The 15,742-nt window shown below is 69.9% G+C and carries 14 protein-coding genes and 1 tRNA gene; 8 read left to right on the plus strand and 7 right to left on the minus strand.

Translation table 11 applies throughout. The annotated features are described in order from the left end of the window. Positions 1-2 precede the first annotated feature (2 nt). Positions 3-1,217 carry a Xaa-Pro peptidase family protein gene (locus tag LZ017_RS12990; protein ID WP_277604683.1) on the plus strand — a complete coding sequence of 405 codons (1,215 nt, stop codon included), beginning with the start codon at positions 3-5 and terminating at the stop codon, positions 1,215-1,217. A 4-nt stretch (positions 1,218-1,221) separates the two neighbouring features. Here the strand turns inward: LZ017_RS12990 and LZ017_RS12995 are convergent, their stop codons facing one another. Next, complete coding sequence (locus LZ017_RS12995; RefSeq protein ID WP_241397258.1) at positions 1,222-1,965, minus strand: GntR family transcriptional regulator; 744 nt, start codon at positions 1,963-1,965, stop codon at positions 1,222-1,224. Between the two features lie 100 nt (positions 1,966-2,065). Here LZ017_RS12995 and LZ017_RS13000 point away from each other — a divergent pair, with 100 nt between their 5' ends. The 4 genes from LZ017_RS13000 to LZ017_RS13015 all read left to right on the plus strand — a co-directional run bounded on the left by LZ017_RS13000 (position 2,066) and on the right by LZ017_RS13015 (position 6,412). After that, the gene (locus tag LZ017_RS13000) at positions 2,066-2,959 is read left to right on the plus strand and encodes a dihydrodipicolinate synthase family protein (RefSeq protein ID WP_241397259.1); all 894 of its coding nucleotides are present in this window, start codon (positions 2,066-2,068) and stop codon (positions 2,957-2,959) included. 17 nt (positions 2,960-2,976) lie between these two features. Beyond that, positions 2,977-4,410 carry an aldehyde dehydrogenase family protein gene (locus tag LZ017_RS13005; RefSeq protein ID WP_241397260.1) on the plus strand — a complete coding sequence of 478 codons (1,434 nt, stop codon included), beginning with the start codon at positions 2,977-2,979 and terminating at the stop codon, positions 4,408-4,410. Continuing rightward, a complete protein-coding gene (locus LZ017_RS13010) occupies positions 4,407-5,720 on the plus strand; it encodes an FAD-binding oxidoreductase (RefSeq protein ID WP_241397261.1) in 1,314 nt (437 codons plus the stop codon). The genes LZ017_RS13005 and LZ017_RS13010 overlap by 4 nt, the downstream gene beginning before the upstream one ends. 224 nt (positions 5,721-5,944) lie before the next feature. Continuing rightward, on the plus strand, positions 5,945-6,412 hold the full coding sequence (locus LZ017_RS13015; RefSeq protein WP_277604684.1) for a response regulator: 468 nt from the start codon (positions 5,945-5,947) through the stop codon (positions 6,410-6,412). A gap of 26 nt (positions 6,413-6,438) precedes the next feature. Here the strand turns inward: LZ017_RS13015 and LZ017_RS13020 are convergent, their stop codons facing one another. From LZ017_RS13020 to LZ017_RS13035, 4 genes are all read right to left on the minus strand, one after another. Continuing rightward, positions 6,439-7,155, minus strand: coding sequence for an MgtC/SapB family protein (locus LZ017_RS13020; RefSeq protein WP_241397262.1), 717 nt, complete (start codon positions 7,153-7,155; stop codon positions 6,439-6,441). A 65-nt stretch (positions 7,156-7,220) separates the two neighbouring features. Beyond that, complete coding sequence (gene mgtA / locus LZ017_RS13025) at positions 7,221-9,962, minus strand: magnesium-translocating P-type ATPase (RefSeq protein ID WP_241397263.1); 2,742 nt, start codon at positions 9,960-9,962, stop codon at positions 7,221-7,223. Between the two features lie 88 nt (positions 9,963-10,050). Further along, positions 10,051-10,827 carry a hypothetical protein gene (locus LZ017_RS13030; RefSeq protein ID WP_241397264.1) on the minus strand — a complete coding sequence of 259 codons (777 nt, stop codon included), beginning with the start codon at positions 10,825-10,827 and terminating at the stop codon, positions 10,051-10,053. A gap of 169 nt (positions 10,828-10,996) precedes the next feature. Beyond that, the gene (locus tag LZ017_RS13035) at positions 10,997-11,167 is read right to left on the minus strand and encodes a hypothetical protein (RefSeq protein WP_241397265.1); all 171 of its coding nucleotides are present in this window, start codon (positions 11,165-11,167) and stop codon (positions 10,997-10,999) included. Positions 11,168-12,131: 964 nt separating this feature from the next. Between LZ017_RS13035 and LZ017_RS13040 the strand changes: the two genes are divergently transcribed. Both LZ017_RS13040 and LZ017_RS13045 read left to right on the plus strand, forming a co-directional pair. Beyond that, complete coding sequence (locus LZ017_RS13040) at positions 12,132-12,425, plus strand: YlcI/YnfO family protein (protein WP_241397266.1); 294 nt, start codon at positions 12,132-12,134, stop codon at positions 12,423-12,425. Then, positions 12,422-12,739 (plus strand): type II toxin-antitoxin system RelE/ParE family toxin, encoded by a 318-nt coding sequence (locus LZ017_RS13045; RefSeq protein WP_241397267.1) that lies wholly within the window; start codon positions 12,422-12,424, stop codon positions 12,737-12,739. Before LZ017_RS13040 ends, LZ017_RS13045 begins: the two co-directional genes overlap by 4 nt. Before the next feature lie 86 nt (positions 12,740-12,825). Here the strand turns inward: LZ017_RS13045 and LZ017_RS13050 are convergent. Beyond that, a tRNA-Met gene (locus LZ017_RS13050) sits at positions 12,826-12,902 on the minus strand. A 73-nt stretch (positions 12,903-12,975) separates the two neighbouring features. Here LZ017_RS13050 and ftsY point away from each other — a divergent pair. Beyond that, positions 12,976-14,316, plus strand: coding sequence for a signal recognition particle-docking protein FtsY (gene ftsY, locus LZ017_RS13055; RefSeq protein ID WP_241397268.1), 1,341 nt, complete (start codon positions 12,976-12,978; stop codon positions 14,314-14,316). A gap of 39 nt (positions 14,317-14,355) precedes the next feature. Here the strand turns inward: ftsY and ffh are convergent, their stop codons facing one another. Further along, positions 14,356-15,735 (minus strand): signal recognition particle protein, encoded by a 1,380-nt coding sequence (gene ffh, locus LZ017_RS13060; protein ID WP_241397269.1) that lies wholly within the window; start codon positions 15,733-15,735, stop codon positions 14,356-14,358. Between the last annotated feature and the right edge of the window lie 7 nt (positions 15,736-15,742).

A 15,742-nucleotide genomic window follows, 5' to 3' on the forward strand; every position in this document is an offset into this window, starting at 1 on the left:
GCATGGACAGAATCGAGGGCATGGCGCTGGGTGTGGGCGGATGCCGCCCGGAAGAGGCGCTGGCCGCGCTGCGGCCGATGACGGAAGGCGTGCGGCCCATCGCGGCGGACGAGTACCGCGGCCGCCTGGAGGCCCTGCAGGCCGCAATGCGCGCGCAGGGCGTGGATGCCTGCTGGCTCAACGCGGGCAGCAACCTGCGCTATTTCACCGGGCTGGTCTGGCATCCCAGCGAGCGCCTGGTGGGCGCGCTGCTGCCGGCGCGGGGGCCGCTGCGCTACCTGGCACCCTGGTTCGAGCAGGGCAGCATTCAGGAGCGCCTGGTGCTGGACGCGCCGCTGCTGACCTGGCACGAGCACGAGAGCCCCTATGCGCTGCTGGGCCGCGAGCTGCCTCCCGGGGCGCGGCTGGCGGTGGACGCGTCCACGCCCTTCTTCGTGGTCGACGGCCTGCGCGCCGCGGGCTGCGCGGTCGAATCCGGCGCGCCGTGCATGGCGCCGCTGCGCATGCGCAAGTCGGCCGCCGAGCTGGCGCTGATGCAGCGCGCCTTCGACATGACGCTGGCCGTGCAGCGCGCCGCCGCCAGCGTGCTGCGCGAGGGCATCACCACCACCGAGGTGCAGGACTTCATCGACGCCGCGCACCGGCGCGTCAGCGGCGCCGGGTCCAGCTTCTGCATCGTGCTCTTCGGCGTGGCCAGCTCATTCCCCCATGGGGTCAGCGAGCCGCAGGTGCTCCAGCGCGGCGACGTGGTGCTGATCGACACCGGCTGCTATGTGCAGGGCTACAGCTCGGACCTGACGCGCAGCTATGTGTATGGCCGCGCGGACGAGGACGTGCGCCGCATCTGGGTGGTGGAGAAGGCGGCCCAGGCGGCGGCCTTCGCGGCCGCGCGGCTCGGCGCGCCCTGCAGCGGCGTGGATGCCGCGGCGCGCGCGGTGCTGCAGGCCCATGGCCTGGGGCCGGGCTATGCGCTGCCGGGGCTGCCGCATCGCACCGGCCATGGCATCGGCCTGGACATCCACGAGGGCCCCTATCTGGTCGGTGGCGACGACACGCCGCTGGTGCCCGGCATGTGCTTCAGCAACGAACCCATGATCGTGCTGCCGGGGCGTTTCGGCATTCGGCTGGAGGACCATTTCCACATGGGCGCCGACGGGCCGCGCTGGTTCACGCCACCCAGCCACAGTCTCGACGATCCCTTCGGCCTCGCGGCCTGAAGGTTCAGGCGCGGCGTGGCCTGCGCGCCGCCGCGGGCTGCGGCGCCGGCGGCGCTTCGGTGACGTCGACGAAGGACTGCAGCGCGCCCAGGATGTGCTCGCGCGTCAGCCTTGCGGCCAGCCGCGCGTCGCGCGCGATCACGGCGTCCAGCAAGGCCTTGTGCTCGGCGCGCGCCTGCGCCATGCCGTCGGTCAGGCGCAGCTGGTCGATCAGGTAGCGCTCGGTCTTGTCCAGCGCGCTGCGCACCGCCTGCAGGTGGTAGGGCATCTGCGCGTCGCGGTAGAGCGCTTCGTGGAAGTCGCGGTTCAGGTCGCCCCAGCGCATCGGGTCCTTCTCCTTTGCGAAGGCCTGGCAGCAGCGCTGCGCCAGCGCCAGCGTTTCTTCCGACAGGCGTCGCACGGCCTGTGCGATCAGTTCGGCCTCGACGAGCGCGCGGAACTGGCAGATCTCCGCGATCTCCTGCTGCGACAGGCCGGCGACCGTGTAGCCGTGGTAGCGGCGCATCTCCACCAGCCCGTGCTGCTCCAGCTTGGTCAGCGCCTCGCGCACCGGGATGCGGCTGGTGTTGAAGCTCTGCGCCAGGTCTTCCTGGCGCAGCGGCTGGCCCACCGGCAGCTCGCCGGAGATGATGGCGCGGCGCAGGCGTTCGAACACCAGGTCGGAGGCGGAAGGCGTCTGGCTGACGTCGATGGGCGGGAGCTTGATCGGGGCCATGGGCGGGAACGGGATGGAGGCGGTCCGGCGCATTATGCGTCCTGGTCCGGAAAACTGTACATTGGATCCAATATCCATTAAGCTGACCAAATCGCAACTGTGCAAAGTCCTGCGCGGCAGGCAAGGAGCTCGTATGTGGAAGGGTGTCATCCCCGCGGTCACGACCAAGTTCACGGCGTCCGGTGAGCTGGATTTCAAGGAGATGCAGCGCTGCTTCGCGCTGCAGATGGAGGCGGGCTGCGACGGCCTGATCGCCTGCGGTTCGCTGGGCGAGGGCCCCATGCTGTCGCACGACGAGCGCCTGGACGTGCTGCGCGCGGTGAAGGAGGTCACCGGCAGCCGCCCCGCGCTGCTGACCGTGGCCGAGGCCGCCACCCGCGAGGCCTGCCGCCTGGCCGAGCGCGCCGCGGCCGCCGGTGCCGACGGGCTGATGGTGGTGCCCAGCACCATCTATCACACCGACCGGCGCGAAACGGTGGCCAATCTGCGCGCCATCGCCGCCGCGGGCGACCTGCCGGTGATGATTTACTCCAACCGCGTGGCCTACCGCGTCGACGTCACGACCGACATCCTTGAGGAGTTGGCCGACGACGCGCGCTTCGTCGCGGTCAAGGAGTCCAGCGACGACATCCGCCGCACGACGGAAATCCTCAGCCGCCTGGGCTCGCGCTACGACGTCTTCACCGGCGTGGACAACCTCGCCTTCGAGGCCCTGGCCGTGGGCGCGGTGGGTTGGGTGGCCGGTCTGGTGGTGGCCTTCCCGCGCGAGACGGTCGCGATCTATCGCCTGATGCAGGCCGGCCGCCAGGCCGAGGCGCTGGCGATCTACCGCTGGTTCCGCCCTCTGCTGGACCTGGACGTGTCGACCTACCTGGTGCAGAACATCAAGCTCGCCGAGGCGCTGGCGATCGGCTCCAATGACCGGGTGCGGGCGCCGCGCCTGCCGCTGGACGGTGCGCAGCGCGAGCGCGTGGCCGCCATCGTGGCGCAGGCGCTGCGCGAGCGCCCGACGCTGCCCCAGTTCTGAGCCGGAGGAGAAAGCGCATGGAATTCAAGAGCCTGATCGGCGGCCGCTGGGTCGCCGGGCCGCGGTCGCAGCCCAATGTGAACCCGTCCGACACTGAAGACATCGTTGGCCAGGCCTGGCTGCTGGACGAGGCCGGCGTCGACGCCGCGATCGCCGCCGCGAAGCAGGCCGCGCCCCAGTGGGCGGCGAGCACGCCGCAGCAGCGCTTCGATGTGCTGGACCGCATCGGCACCGAGATCCTGGCGCGCCGCGACGAGCTGGGCCGGCTGCTGTCGCGCGAGGAGGGCAAGACCCTGGCCGAGGGCGTGGGAGAAGTCGCGCGCGCCGGTCAGATCTTCAAGTTCTTCGCTGGCGAGGCGCTGCGCCAGGGCGGCCAGCACCTGGATTCGGTGCGCCCGGGGCTGGAGGTGGACATCTGGCGCGAGCCGGTGGGCGTGGTGGGCCTCATCACGCCGTGGAACTTCCCCATCGCGATCCCGGCCTGGAAGGTGGCGCCGGCGCTGGCGCATGGCAATGCCGTGGTGCTCAAGCCGGCCGACCTGGTGCCCGGCAGCGCCTTCGCGCTGGCCGAGATCATCGCGCGCTCGGGCTTGCCCGAGGGCGTGTTCAACCTGGTCCTGGCGCGCGGTTCGGTGGCCGGGCCGCGCCTGGTCGACAGTCCGGACATTCACGCCCTCAGCTTCACCGGGTCGGTGGGTGTGGGCCGGCGCCTGGCGGCCGACTGCGGGCTGCGGCTCAAGAAGCTGCAGCTGGAGATGGGCGGCAAGAACCCGCTGGTGGTGCTGGACGACGCCGACCTGGAGCTGGCGGTGAATGCCGCGGTGCAGGGCGCCTTCTATTCCACCGGCCAGCGTTGCACCGCGTCCAGCCGGCTGATCGTCACCGCGGGCATCCACGACCGCTTCGTTGCCGCCTGTCGCGAGGCGCTGCGCGCGCTGAAGGTGGGCGATGCGCTGGACCCGTCCACGCAGATGGGGCCGGTGGTCGACGAAACCCAGCTTCAGCAGGATCTGGACTGGGTGGCGCGCGCCCAAGCCGACGGCGCGCGGCTGGCCTTCGGCGGCGAGCGCCTGCAGCGGGCGCGGCCGGGCTTCTATATGGCGCCGGCCCTGCTGGTCGACACCGACAACGCGATGGCCATCAACCGCGAGGAGGTCTTCGGGCCGGTCGCCAGCGTGATCCGCGTGAAGGACTACGAGGAGGCGCTGGCCGTGGCCAACGACTGCGAATTCGGCCTGTCCGCGGGCCTGTGCACCGGCTCGCTGAAGCACGCGATGGACTTCAGGCGCCGCGTCCAGGCCGGCATGGTGATGATCAACGCGCCCACCGCCGGCGTGGACTATCACGTGCCCTTCGGCGGCCGCAAGGGCAGCAGCCTGGGGCCGCGCGAGCAGGGCACGGCCGCGGCCGAGTTCTACACCACGCTCAAGACCTGCTACCTCAAATCGTGAGTGCCGCGGACTGGAGCGGCGCCCTCCGCGACGAGGCGCTGCCGCCGCTGCTGCTCGACAGGCATGCCGTGCAGCCGCTGGTGGTGGTGGGCGGCGGCGTGGTCGGCGTCAGCATCGCGCTGCGCCTGCAGGCCCGCGGGCGTCCGGTGCTGCTGCTGGAGCGCCGCGGCATCGCTGCCGAGGCCAGCCGCGGCAACGCCGGGGCGCTGGCCTTCTCGGACATTCAGCCGCTGGCCTCGCCGCGCATCCTGCGCCAGGTGCCTCGCTGGCTGCTGGACCCGCTGGGGCCGCTGGCGCTGCGCCCGGCTTATTTACCGCGCATGCTGCCCTGGCTGTGGCGCTTCTGGCGCGCCAGCCGGCCGCGGCAGGTGGAGGCCTCCACGCGCGTGCAGGCGGCGCTGCTGGCACTGTCGGCGGCCGAGATGCCCTACCAGCTGGCGCTGGGCGGCGCCAGCGCCATGCTGCGCCGCGACGGCAACCTGCACCTCTACGACAGCGAGGCGCACTGGCGCGCCAGCCTGCCCGGCTGGGCCCTGCGCGAGCGCCATGGCATCGCCTTCGAGCACCTGCATGGCGCGCAGGCGCTGGCCGCGCTGCAACCCGGGCTGGCGCCGCAGCTGTGCCATGCCACCTTCGTGCCGCACTGGCAGACCGTGGAGGACCCGCAGCAGCTGGTGCTGCGCATGGCGCAGGCGTTCGCCGCGGCGGGCGGCCGCATTGCACGCGCCGAGGCGCAGGCGCTGCGGCCCGAGGCCGACGCGGTGGCGCTGCAGCTGGCCGGGGGGCAGGTCTTGCGCGCGCAGCAGGTGGTGGTGGCGGCCGGGGCCTGGTCACACCGGCTGGCGGCCACGCTGGGCGAGCGCATTCCGCTGGAGACGGAGCGCGGCTACAACACCTCGTTGCCGCCGGGAGCGCTGGACCTGCGCCGGCAGCTCACCTTCGCCGACCATGGTTTCGTCGTTACGCCCATTGGCGGTGGCGTGCGCGTGGGCGGCGCGGTGGAGTTCGGGGGGCTGGCGGCCGCGCCGGACTACCGACGCGCCGACGCGATGCTGGCCAAGGCGCGCCGCTTCCTGCCGGCGCTCAAGCCCGAAGGCGGCACGCGCTGGATGGGCTTCCGGCCCTCGCTGCCGGACTCGCTGCCGGCGCTGGGGCCGGCGCGCGCCGACGCGCGCGTGATCTACGCCTTTGGCCATGGCCATCTGGGCCTGACCCAGAGCGCCGCGACCGCCGCACTGGTGGAGCGCCTGCTGGCCGGCGAGGCGCTGCCGCCGGAGCTCGCGCCGCTGTCGCCGCGACGCTTTGGCTGAGCGCGCCTGCGGCCGACGGTCGGCCCGCACCCTTCGGGGCTTGGTGAGCGGAGCCGGCCGGTGCCGACGTGAAAAGTTGGCACCGGCCTGACCTTTCGCCGGGTGCATTGATTTCGGGGTTCATGTCGTTTGTATGATTTTTATCAATTAAACGATTTCTCCAGTGTTCACGATGGCGGGATGCCGGCGGAAATCTTCACCGTGAACGCGACGAGGCCCCACGCATGACATCCCCTGAAGCAAGAGCGACGACGCCAGGCGGCGGTGCAGGTGCGGCCCGGCTGGCCGGCAAGACCGCGCTGGTGGTCGACGACTTCGCCACGATGCGCCGCATCGTGGCGTCTCTGCTCAAGGCGCTCGGCTGCGAGCATGTGATCGAAGCCGAAAACGGAGCCGAGGCGCTGCGCGTACTGGCGCAGCAGAAGGTGCACCTGGTGGTCAGCGACTGGAGCATGCCGCAGATGACCGGGCTGGAGCTGCTGACCCAGCTGCGCGCCGACCCCAGGCTTCAGTCGCTGCCCTTCCTGATGGTCAGCGCCGAAGGCTCGCGTGAGAACATCGTCGAAGCGGCGCGCAGCGGCGCCGACGGCTACATCGTGAAGCCCTTCACCGCCGCGGTGCTGGGCGACAAGGTGGCGCTGGTGATGCGCAAGCGCGCCGAGGCGGCGTCGGCGCTGGCGATGCCGGCCTGAGCGCGTCGGCCGCGCGCGGGCCGGGCTTACTCCTCCGCCGAACCGGACCAGTAGGCCTGACGGACGCCGGCGTGCTGCCGCAGGCCGTCCACCGCCTTGTCCAGCTCGTCGGGATCGACGGCGGTCGCGAACAGCCGGGCCTCCAGCTCCACGGCCTGCTCGCCCATGGCGCGGACCTCCAGCTCGCGCACCGGATAGGCCGCCGCTTCCAGGGCCTCCACGAGGGTCTCCCGGAGCCGCACATGATCCTCGGGCGCGCAGGTCAGGTGCACGGCATAGCTCGCCTCGCCGCGGGCCTCTTCGATCGGCCGCCGGTTGATGCGGTTGACCACCGGCCGCAGCAGCGTGTTGCTGGCCAGCACGAAGAGCGTGGCGACCAGGGCCTCGGCGAGCAGGTCCGCGCCCGCGCAGGCGCCCACCGCGGCCGACCCCCACAGCGTGGCGGCGGTGTTCAGCCCGATCACGTTGGCGCCCTCCTTCATGATGGCGCCCGCGCCCAGAAAGCCCACGCCGGAGACCACGTAGGCCACCACATGGACGGCCGCGTCATGGCCGCCCAGCCGGTTGGCCATGTCGACGAACACCGCGGCCGCGACCGCGACCAGCGCATTGGTCCGCAGGCCCGCGCTGCGCTGGCGCCATTGCCGCTCCAGGCCTATGGTCGTGCCCAGCACGAATGCGGCGCCAACGCTGACCAGGGTGTCCAGCAGCGAGGGCAGGTTCAGGTTGTCAAAGGCTTGCATCGTGCGTTCTCCGCCAGGGTGAGAGCCTAGTGGCCTTGCGTGACTGTTGTGGGTCTGGCCGTTCTTCATTGCCAGCCGAAGCGGCGCGCATACCAGCCCTTCACCGACTGCGTCAGACCCATGTAGGCCAGCAGGATCAGCGGCAGGAAGGCGAAGTACAGCGGCGGCAGCGCTTGCAGCCTGAGTCCGGAGGCCAGCGGACCCATGGGCAGGAAGATGCCCAGCGCGGCGATCAGCACCGTCATCGCCAGCAGCGGCGCGGCGGCCATGCTCTGCACGAAGGGCAGCCTGCGCGTGCGGATCATGTGCACGATCAGGGTCTGGGTCAGCAGGCCCACGACGAACCAGCCCGACTGGAACAGGGTCTGCTGCTCGGGCGTGTTGGCACCGAAGACGAACCACATCAGCGCATAGGTGGCGATGTCGAAGACCGAGCTGATGGGCCCGAAGAACACCATGAAGCGCCCGAGGTCGGCCGGGTCCCAGCGCTGCGGACGCTGCAGGAACTCTTCGTCCACCCGGTCGAAGGGGATGGCGATCTGCGAGATGTCGTACAGCAGGTTCTGCACCAGCAGGTGCAGCGGCAGCATGGGCAGGAAGGGGAGGAAGGCGCTGGCGACCAGCACCGAGAACACGTTGCCGAAGTTGGAGCTGGCCGTCATCTTGATGTACTTGAGCATGTTGGCGAAGGTGCGCCGGCCTTCGATCACGCCTTGCTCCAGCACCATCAGGCTTTTCTCCAGCAGGATGATGTCCGCCGATTCCTTGGCCACGTCCACCGCGGAGTCGACCGAGATGCCGATGTCCGCCGCGCGCAGCGCCGGCGCGTCGTTGATGCCATCGCCCATGAAACCCACCACATGGCCGTTGTCGTGCAGCGCGCGCACGATGCGCTCCTTGTGCGCCGGCGTCAGCTTGGCGAAGACCTGGTGCTGCTCCACCAGCCGCCGCAGCTGCAGGTCGTCGGCGCGCTCCAGGTCCTGGCCCAGCACGACCTCGCCGGGCGTCAGGCCGACGTCCTCGCACACCTTGCGCGTGACCCATTCGTTGTCGCCGGTCAGCACCTTCACCGTCACGCCGTGGTGCGCCAGCGCGCGCAGCGCCGGGGCCGTGGAGTCTTTCGCCGGATCGAGGAAGGCGATGTAGCCGGCCAGGGTCAGCCCCTGTTCGTCGGCCACGCCGTAGGCGCTGCGGCCTTGCCCGGCCGCGAAGCGGCGGCTGGCCACCGCGACGACGCGCAGACCCTGACGGTTCAACTCGGTGGCCACGCTCCGGATCTGCGCCAGTAGCTCCGGGCCCAGTGCGACCTGCCGGTCCGCGCGCTCGACATGGCTGCAGACGGCCAGCATCTCCTCCAGCGCGCCCTTGCAGATCAGCAGATGCTCGCCATCGGCGCCCGCCACGACGACCGACATGCGCCGGCGCGCGAAGTCGAAGGGCACCTCGTCGACCTTCTCCCAGGCCTGCGCTTCGGCCCGCAGAGCGTGGCCGTGCTGCAGCACGGCCAGGTCCAGCAGGTTCTTCAGGCCGGTCTGATGGCGGCTGTTCAGGTAGGCCAGCTCCAGCACATGCTGGGCCGGCTCGCCCCAGGCGTTGGTGTGGCGTTCCAGCGCGATGCGGTCCTGGGTCAGCGTGCCGGTCTTGTCGGTGCACAGCACGTCCATGGCGCCGAAGTTGTGGATGGCCTCGAGCCGCTTGACGATGACCTGGCGCCGCGCCATGAAGACCGCGCCCTTGGCCAGCGTCGCGGTGACGATCATGGGCAGCATCTCCGGCGTCAGCCCGACGGCGATGGACAGCGCGAACAGCGCGGCCTCCCACCAGTCGCCCTTGGTGAAGCCGTTGATGAGCAGCACCAGCGGCGCCATCACGAGCATGAAGCGGATCAGCACCCAGCTGACGCGGTTGATGCCCGCCTGGAAAGCGGTGGTGCCGCGCTCCACGCGGCCCAGGCGCTGGGCCAGCGCGCCGAAGAAGGTCCGCTCGCCGGTGTGCAGCACCAGCGCCACCGCGCTGCCGCTGACCACGTTGGTGCCCATGAAGAGCAGGTTGTCGCGCTCCAGGGCGGGGCCCTCGCCGCGCGTCTGCGCGAACTTCTCGACCGGCAGCGCCTCGCCGGTCAGCGCCGACTGGCTGACGAACAGGTCCTTGGCAGCGACCAGGCGGCAATCGGCCGGGATCATGTCGCCCGCCGACAGCGCCACCAGTTCGCCCGGCACCAGCTCGCGCATTGGCAGTTCGACGCGCCGCGCGGCGGCCAGGCCCTGCTCCAGCGGCAGCTCGCGACGGGCGCCCGCGGCCGGGCGCAGCACGGTGGCGGTGTTGCTGACCATGGCGCGCAGCCGGTCGGCCGCCTGGTTGGAGCGCAGCTCCTGGACGAAGCGCAGCAGCGTGGACACCGCCACCATGGTGGTGATCACCACCGTGGCCTTCAGGTCCTCGGTCAGCCAGGAAATCAGCGCCAGCGCCGACAACAGCAGATTGAAGGGGTTGCGGAAGCACTGCCACAGGTGCAGCCAGGCCGGCAGCGGCTTCTCGTGCGGCACCTCGTTGGCCCCGAGCTTGGCGCGCAAGGCCTGCGCGCGCCCCGGATCCAGGCCTTCGCTGCCGCTGCCGTGTTGCAGCAGCAGCTCCTCGGCATCGGCGCGCGACGCGTGCAGCAAGACTTCTTCGATGCGGCGCGGCAGTTGCGCCGAACCGGGCGCCGGCGACTTGCCGCCCAGGCCCAGCGGCCAGCGGGCGAAGTGGCGCAGCAGGTGGCGGCTGCGCAGGAAGTTTTCGAACAGGGTGTAGAGCGTGTGCGTCATGGTGAGCTCCCGGCCGCGCATGCGGCGGCCAGACCGGCAGCGCCGTGGCTGCGGTCGATGAGGGGGAAGAGGTGAGGGGCGGTGGCGCTTAGCGGGCGAAGACCCAATTCAGGCCCAGGCTCCACCAGGCGTCGTGGGTGGCCCCAAGCGCCTGCGCGCGGCTGAGGTCCACGGACAGCGAGGCGTCGATGAGATGGCGCAGCCCCACGCGCCGGCGCGTCTGCTGGCCGTCATGCCATTGCTCGACCAGGCCCTGCCAGCGCGCGCTGGGTTGCCATTCCAGCGCCAGGCCATAGCGCGGCCGGTCGGGTTCGCCGCGGTTGAAGTCCCGCCCGGCATTGAGATGCAGCGCGAGATCTTCGCGCGGTGTCCAGCTCAGCGGCAGCAGCAGCGACTGGCCGGCGAAGCGCGGCGAGCCGCTCTGCCAGTTCGCCGCCCACACGATGCCCCAACTCAGGCCCGGTCGCAGCGCTTGCGCCCACTTCAGCTGCAGGCCGGCGCTGCGCACGACGGGGTTGCCCCGCGGCGCGTAGCGGTCCAGGTTCAGCCCCCATTCCAGCCCCAGCCAATGGCAGGCAGGGCCCAGGTGCTGCAGCTGGCGCTGGCGGCCCTGTTCGATCCAGGTTTCGAGCTGGCATTGCCCCGGCTCGAGCAGCGCGGCGTCGTCGATGCCGTGATGGCCGCCCGCCGCCTGACTGGGCCATGGCAGCAGCACGCCGGCGGCCGTGGCCATGAGCGCGAGCAGGAGCCGGAAGAGGCCGGCGAAGGTGGGGCGATGTGATCCTGCGCGGCTGGGGCCGCGAGAGTCGTGGAAGGTCGGGGTGCCCGGGTCGGTGTGCGACCAGCACAGCAAGGCGAAGTGCATGGGGTTCTCCTGCGCATGGGCGCGGCACCCCAGGCCCGCTAGCGAGAGGGGTGCGCGCGCACCGTCGTGCGCGTGGTCATCGTTGAGCGTGGGCTCGGTGCGGTGGGGGGCGCGTGGCGGCGCCAACTAGGGTCGGGGTCCATGGCGGCCTCCTTGGTGGTGTGGGGAATCAGCTCGACGCGCGCTTGCCGTCCGCGACGGGCAGCAAGGCACCGCGCAGCCGGCGCGTGGTCCACAGAGTTTGCTGCTCCAGGCGCAGCAGATCGCGCAGCGTGTCGACCGGCGTGGTGCCGGACGGCTGTACGCGCACAGGCTTGCAAGGCGAGGTGGAGGTACGCATGAACGCTTCCTTTTGGAAAGGCGTTCGTGCGGGCAGAGGCCCGCATCCTGCCCGTGCCGGTCCAAGGCGCGCAGCAGAACGCTGAATGGCGATGCGAGCGAGAGAAGGCGGAAGGGCTGCGGCGCTGACGCGCCGCCGGAAGTCGGCGTTAGCGCGTCAGAGAAGCGGCGGCCATCCCGGCTCGCATCGCAAAACTACTGGCACTGTCCACGCACGGACTCCGTTGTTGAGGAGCGCGGATTGTTGCACTGCAATATCGGGTCGGTCAACCCGTGCGCGAGGGGGATTGAGCCGGGCCCGCGGGGCGCGCGCGTTCACCGGGCAAGCCGGCCCGGGGCCGCGACGCGCCAGGACCGCGTGGTGGGGGGCGATGCTGTTGCTATGGCCGCAGGCGGGCAACACCTGACCCTCGGGCGGGACGGTCGCGGTGTTCGAAGGTCGGCCCGTGTCCCGTCCTGAACTGCGTTGACACTTCCGGACGGTCGTAAAGGTCGGCGTTAGCCGACCGGGAACGCCCGGTGCATTGCATCGGGCGTTTGCATTTTGGCGAGAGGCGCAGCCGCTCTTCGTTGTAGATCTGGACCGACTCCCTCACCATCCGCCGTGCCTGGCTTAGGTCCGCCATGCAGGCCGAGGGCGATGAGGACAACGAAGAGACGCGCCCGCTGACTGAGGTTGGGGCCATCCTGCTGTTGACTGCGTCCGACCTCGACGATCGGCGCAGGCGTACCTACGCGCGCAGCCTGTTTCGCGAGATGTAGGCCTTCGCGCTTGGGTCAGGGCTGCGCCTCAACGAGGTCTGCTCGCCGCGGCCCGAGGACCTGGATGCTGTTGGGGGTGGTCAGCTTGTGACGGACCGAGTTCCACTTGTGGAGATCCGATTCCGTGTTCAAACGGATGAGGCCAGCTTTCACGATCTCTTGAAGGTCTTGACCATGCAACACATCCGCAACACACTTGCAGCATGAAGACCGCCATCCTGCCGCAAGTGCGCGTGGAGCCCCAGCTTCGCGCTGACCTCGAATCAGTTCTGCGCGAGGGCGAAACCCTGTCCGATTTCTTGGAGTCGACCGTCCGTCAGGCTGTGGACTATCGGCGAATGCAAGCTGAATTCAATGCCCGTGCCAATGCCGCCTGGACTCGATACCAGCAAGCAGGTGGGGGCGTTCCAGCCGAAGAGGTCGTGGCGCAGATGCGGGAGCGCCTTGAGGCCAAGCGGCGCGAACTGCAAGGCAAGCATCGCCCGACTGCTGAATGACGTTCAGGGTTGTTGTTGACCCGGAGGCGAATGCGGACCTCCAGCGGCTGTACCAGCACCTGCTTGATCGGGTTGAGTGTGTCGAAGACCTGGCGGTTGCTGATCGCGCGTTGCTGGCCATTGAAGAGGCGATGACTGCGCTCGCGAAGGCGCCGTTTCTCTTCCGAAAGGAGGCGGGGTCTCGAAGCCAACTGCGGCGCGAACTTGTCGTGCCGTTCGGGGCCTCTGGGTATGTGCTGAAGTACGAGATCGCTTCGCCAACGCTTGTGGTGGTGCTGGCGGTTCGTCACCAGCACGAGGCCGATTACCACTGACCCCCTCGCAGGATCGCTGTTGACACTTCGTTGACAGCCCACAAAGAACAAGGGCTTAGCATCGCTGCTAAGCCCTTGATTTTGTATGGTGGCGCTTCAGGGATTCGAACCCCGGACCTGCGGATTATGATTCCGTCGCTCTAACCGGCTGAGCTAAAGCGCCTAAGAGAACGAGACTATAGCAGGCTTTTGCGAGACAATGCAAGTACTGCACCGCAAATTTTGAGCGGCCCCCGATGTTCAGCTTCTTCAAAAGAAAATTCGGCTCCGCGCCCGCCCCGGCGCCCGAGACCGCCAGCACTCCCGCCGCTCCCGCGGCGGCACCGGCCGACGCATCCGCTCAGCCCGTGTTGCCGCAGGACTGGGCCGCCCCGGCGGCAAGTCCGGCCCCGGCACCCGTGCCGGCCGCGCCACCGCCTGTTGCGCCTGCCGTGGTGACCGCCGCCCCGGAGCCTGCACCCGTGGCCGGGCCGGCGCCTGTTCCACCGGCCCGCCATGACAGCGCGGCCGAGCGCGTGTCCACGCCGCCCGCGCAAGCGCCTGTGTCAACAGTGGCATCGCCTGTGCCAACACCAGCAGCAGCTGCACCGGCACCAGCACCAGCACCAGCACCAGCACCAGCACCAGCACCAGCACCGGCACCGGCACTGGCGCCAGTTGCGCCCGCTGAGCCCGCGCCGCGCCGTGGCTGGCTGGACAAGCTCAAGAGCGGCTTGCGCAAGACCGGCTCCAGCATCGCGCAGGTCTTCACCGGCACGCAGATCGACGATGCGCTGTATGAGGAGCTGGAGGCCGCGCTGCTGATGGCCGACACCGGCGTGAAGGCGACGGAGCATCTGCTGCAGGACCTGAAGCGGCGCGTCAAGGACAGCCGCGCCAGCGATCCGGCCGCGGTCCGCGCGCTGCTGACCGATGCGCTGGCCGAGTTGCTGCAGCCGCTGCAGAAGCCGCTGGTGGTGGGCGAACACACGCCCACGGTGATGATGGTGGTGGGCGTCAACGGCGCCGGCAAGACGACCAGCATCGGCAAGCTGACGCGCCATCTGGCCGACGCCGAACAAAACGTGCTGCTGGCCGCGGCCGATACCTTCCGCGCCGCAGCGCGCGAGCAGCTGTCGGTCTGGGCCGACCGCAATCGCGTGCAGATCGTCAGCCAGGAGGGCGGCGATCCGTCCGCGGTGACCTATGACGCCGTGGTCGCCGGCCGCTCACGCGGCTGTGACGTGGTGATCGCCGACACCGCGGGGCGGCTGCCAACGCAGCTGCACCTGATGGAGGAGCTGAAGAAGATCAAGCGCGTGATCGGCAAGGCCCAGGAGGGCGCGCCGCACGAGGTGCTGCTGGTCGTGGACGGCAACACTGGCCAGAACGCGCTGAACCAGGTCCGCGCCTTCGACGACGCGCTGGGCCTGACGGGCCTGGTGGTCACCAAGCTGGACGGCACCGCCAAGGGCGGCGTGCTCGCGGCGATCGCGCGCGAGCGCCCCATCCCGGTCTACTTCATCGGCGTGGGCGAGAAGCTGGAAGACCTGCAGACCTTCGACGCGCGCGAGTTCGCGCAGGCGCTGCTGGAGTAAGGGGAGGGCGGCGCGCGGGCGCCGCTGGCGCGATGGGCCTCAGCCCATCATGCCCTTCAGGCCCTTGAGGCCGCCCATGCGCTTCATCATCTTCATCAGGCCGCCGCCCTTCATCTTCTTCATCATCCCCTGCATCTGATCGAACTGGTTGAGCAGGCGGTTGACGTCCTGGATCTGCACGCCGGCGCCGGAGGCGATGCGGCGCTTGCGGCTAGCCTTGGTCTTGCCGTCCATCAGCAGCGCGGGGTGGGCGCGTTCCTTGGCGGTCATCGCGTTCAGGATGCCCTCCATGCGCTTCATGTCGCGCTCGGCGCGCTCCATGTCGGAGGCGCCGGCCTTGGCGGCCATCTGCGTGGGCAGCTTGTCCACCAGGCCGGAGAGGCCGCCCATCTTCTTCATCTGCGAGATCTGGGCGAGGAAGTCGTTGAGGTCGAAGCCGTCGCCGGACTTCAGCTTCTCGGCCAGCTTCTGCGCCGCCTCGACGTCCACGCCCTTCTGGACTTCCTCGACCAGCGCGACGATGTCGCCCATGCCCAGGACCCGGCCGGCGTGACGCTCGGCGTCGAAGACCTCCAGGCCGTCGATCTTCTCGGAAACGCCGGCGAACTTGATCGGCGCGCCGGTGATGGCGCGCACCGACAGCGCCGCGCCGCCGCGCGAGTCGCCGTCCAGCTTGGTCAGCACGATGCCCGTCAAAGGCAGCGCTTCCCGGAAGGCCTTGGCGGTGTTGACGGCATCCTGGCCCTGCATCGCGTCGACGACGAACAGGGTTTCGACCGGGTTCAGCGTGGCGTGCAGGTCGCGGATCTCGGCCATCAAGGCCTCGTCGATCGCGAGGCGGCCGGCCGTGTCGACCAGCAGCACGTCGAAGTAATGCTTCTTCGCGTAGTCCAGCGCCGCCAGCGCGATGTCATGCGGCTTTTGCTCGGGGTTGGACGGGAACCATTCGCCGCCGGCCTGCGCGGTGACGGTCTTCAGCTGCTCGATCGCCGCGGGACGGTAGACGTCGGCCGACACCGTCAGCACCTTCTTCTTGCGCTTCTCGATCAGGTGCTTGGCGAGCTTGGCGGTGGTGGTGGTCTTGCCCGCGCCCTGCAGGCCGGCCATCAGGATGATGGCGGGCGGCTGCGCGGCGAGGTTGATGTCCGCCACGCCTTCGCCCATGGTGGCGGCGAGTTCCTTGTGCACCACCGAGACCAGCACCTGGCCCGGGTTCAGCGAGCCCACGACCTCCTGGCCCAGGGCCTTGTCCTTGACACGGGCGATGAAGTCGCGCACCACCGGCAGCGCCACATCGGCCTCCAGCAGTGCCATGCGCACTTCGCGCAGCATGTCCTGGACATTGCTTTCGGTGATGCGGGCCTGGCCGCGCATTGTTTTGACAAGGCGACTCAGGCGATCGGTCAGGGTGGAGGCCATGGAGCGG

The sequence above is a fragment of the Pelomonas sp. CA6 genome (genome assembly GCF_022549225.1).
Taxonomy (GTDB): Bacteria; Pseudomonadota; Gammaproteobacteria; order Burkholderiales; family Burkholderiaceae_C; genus Roseateles.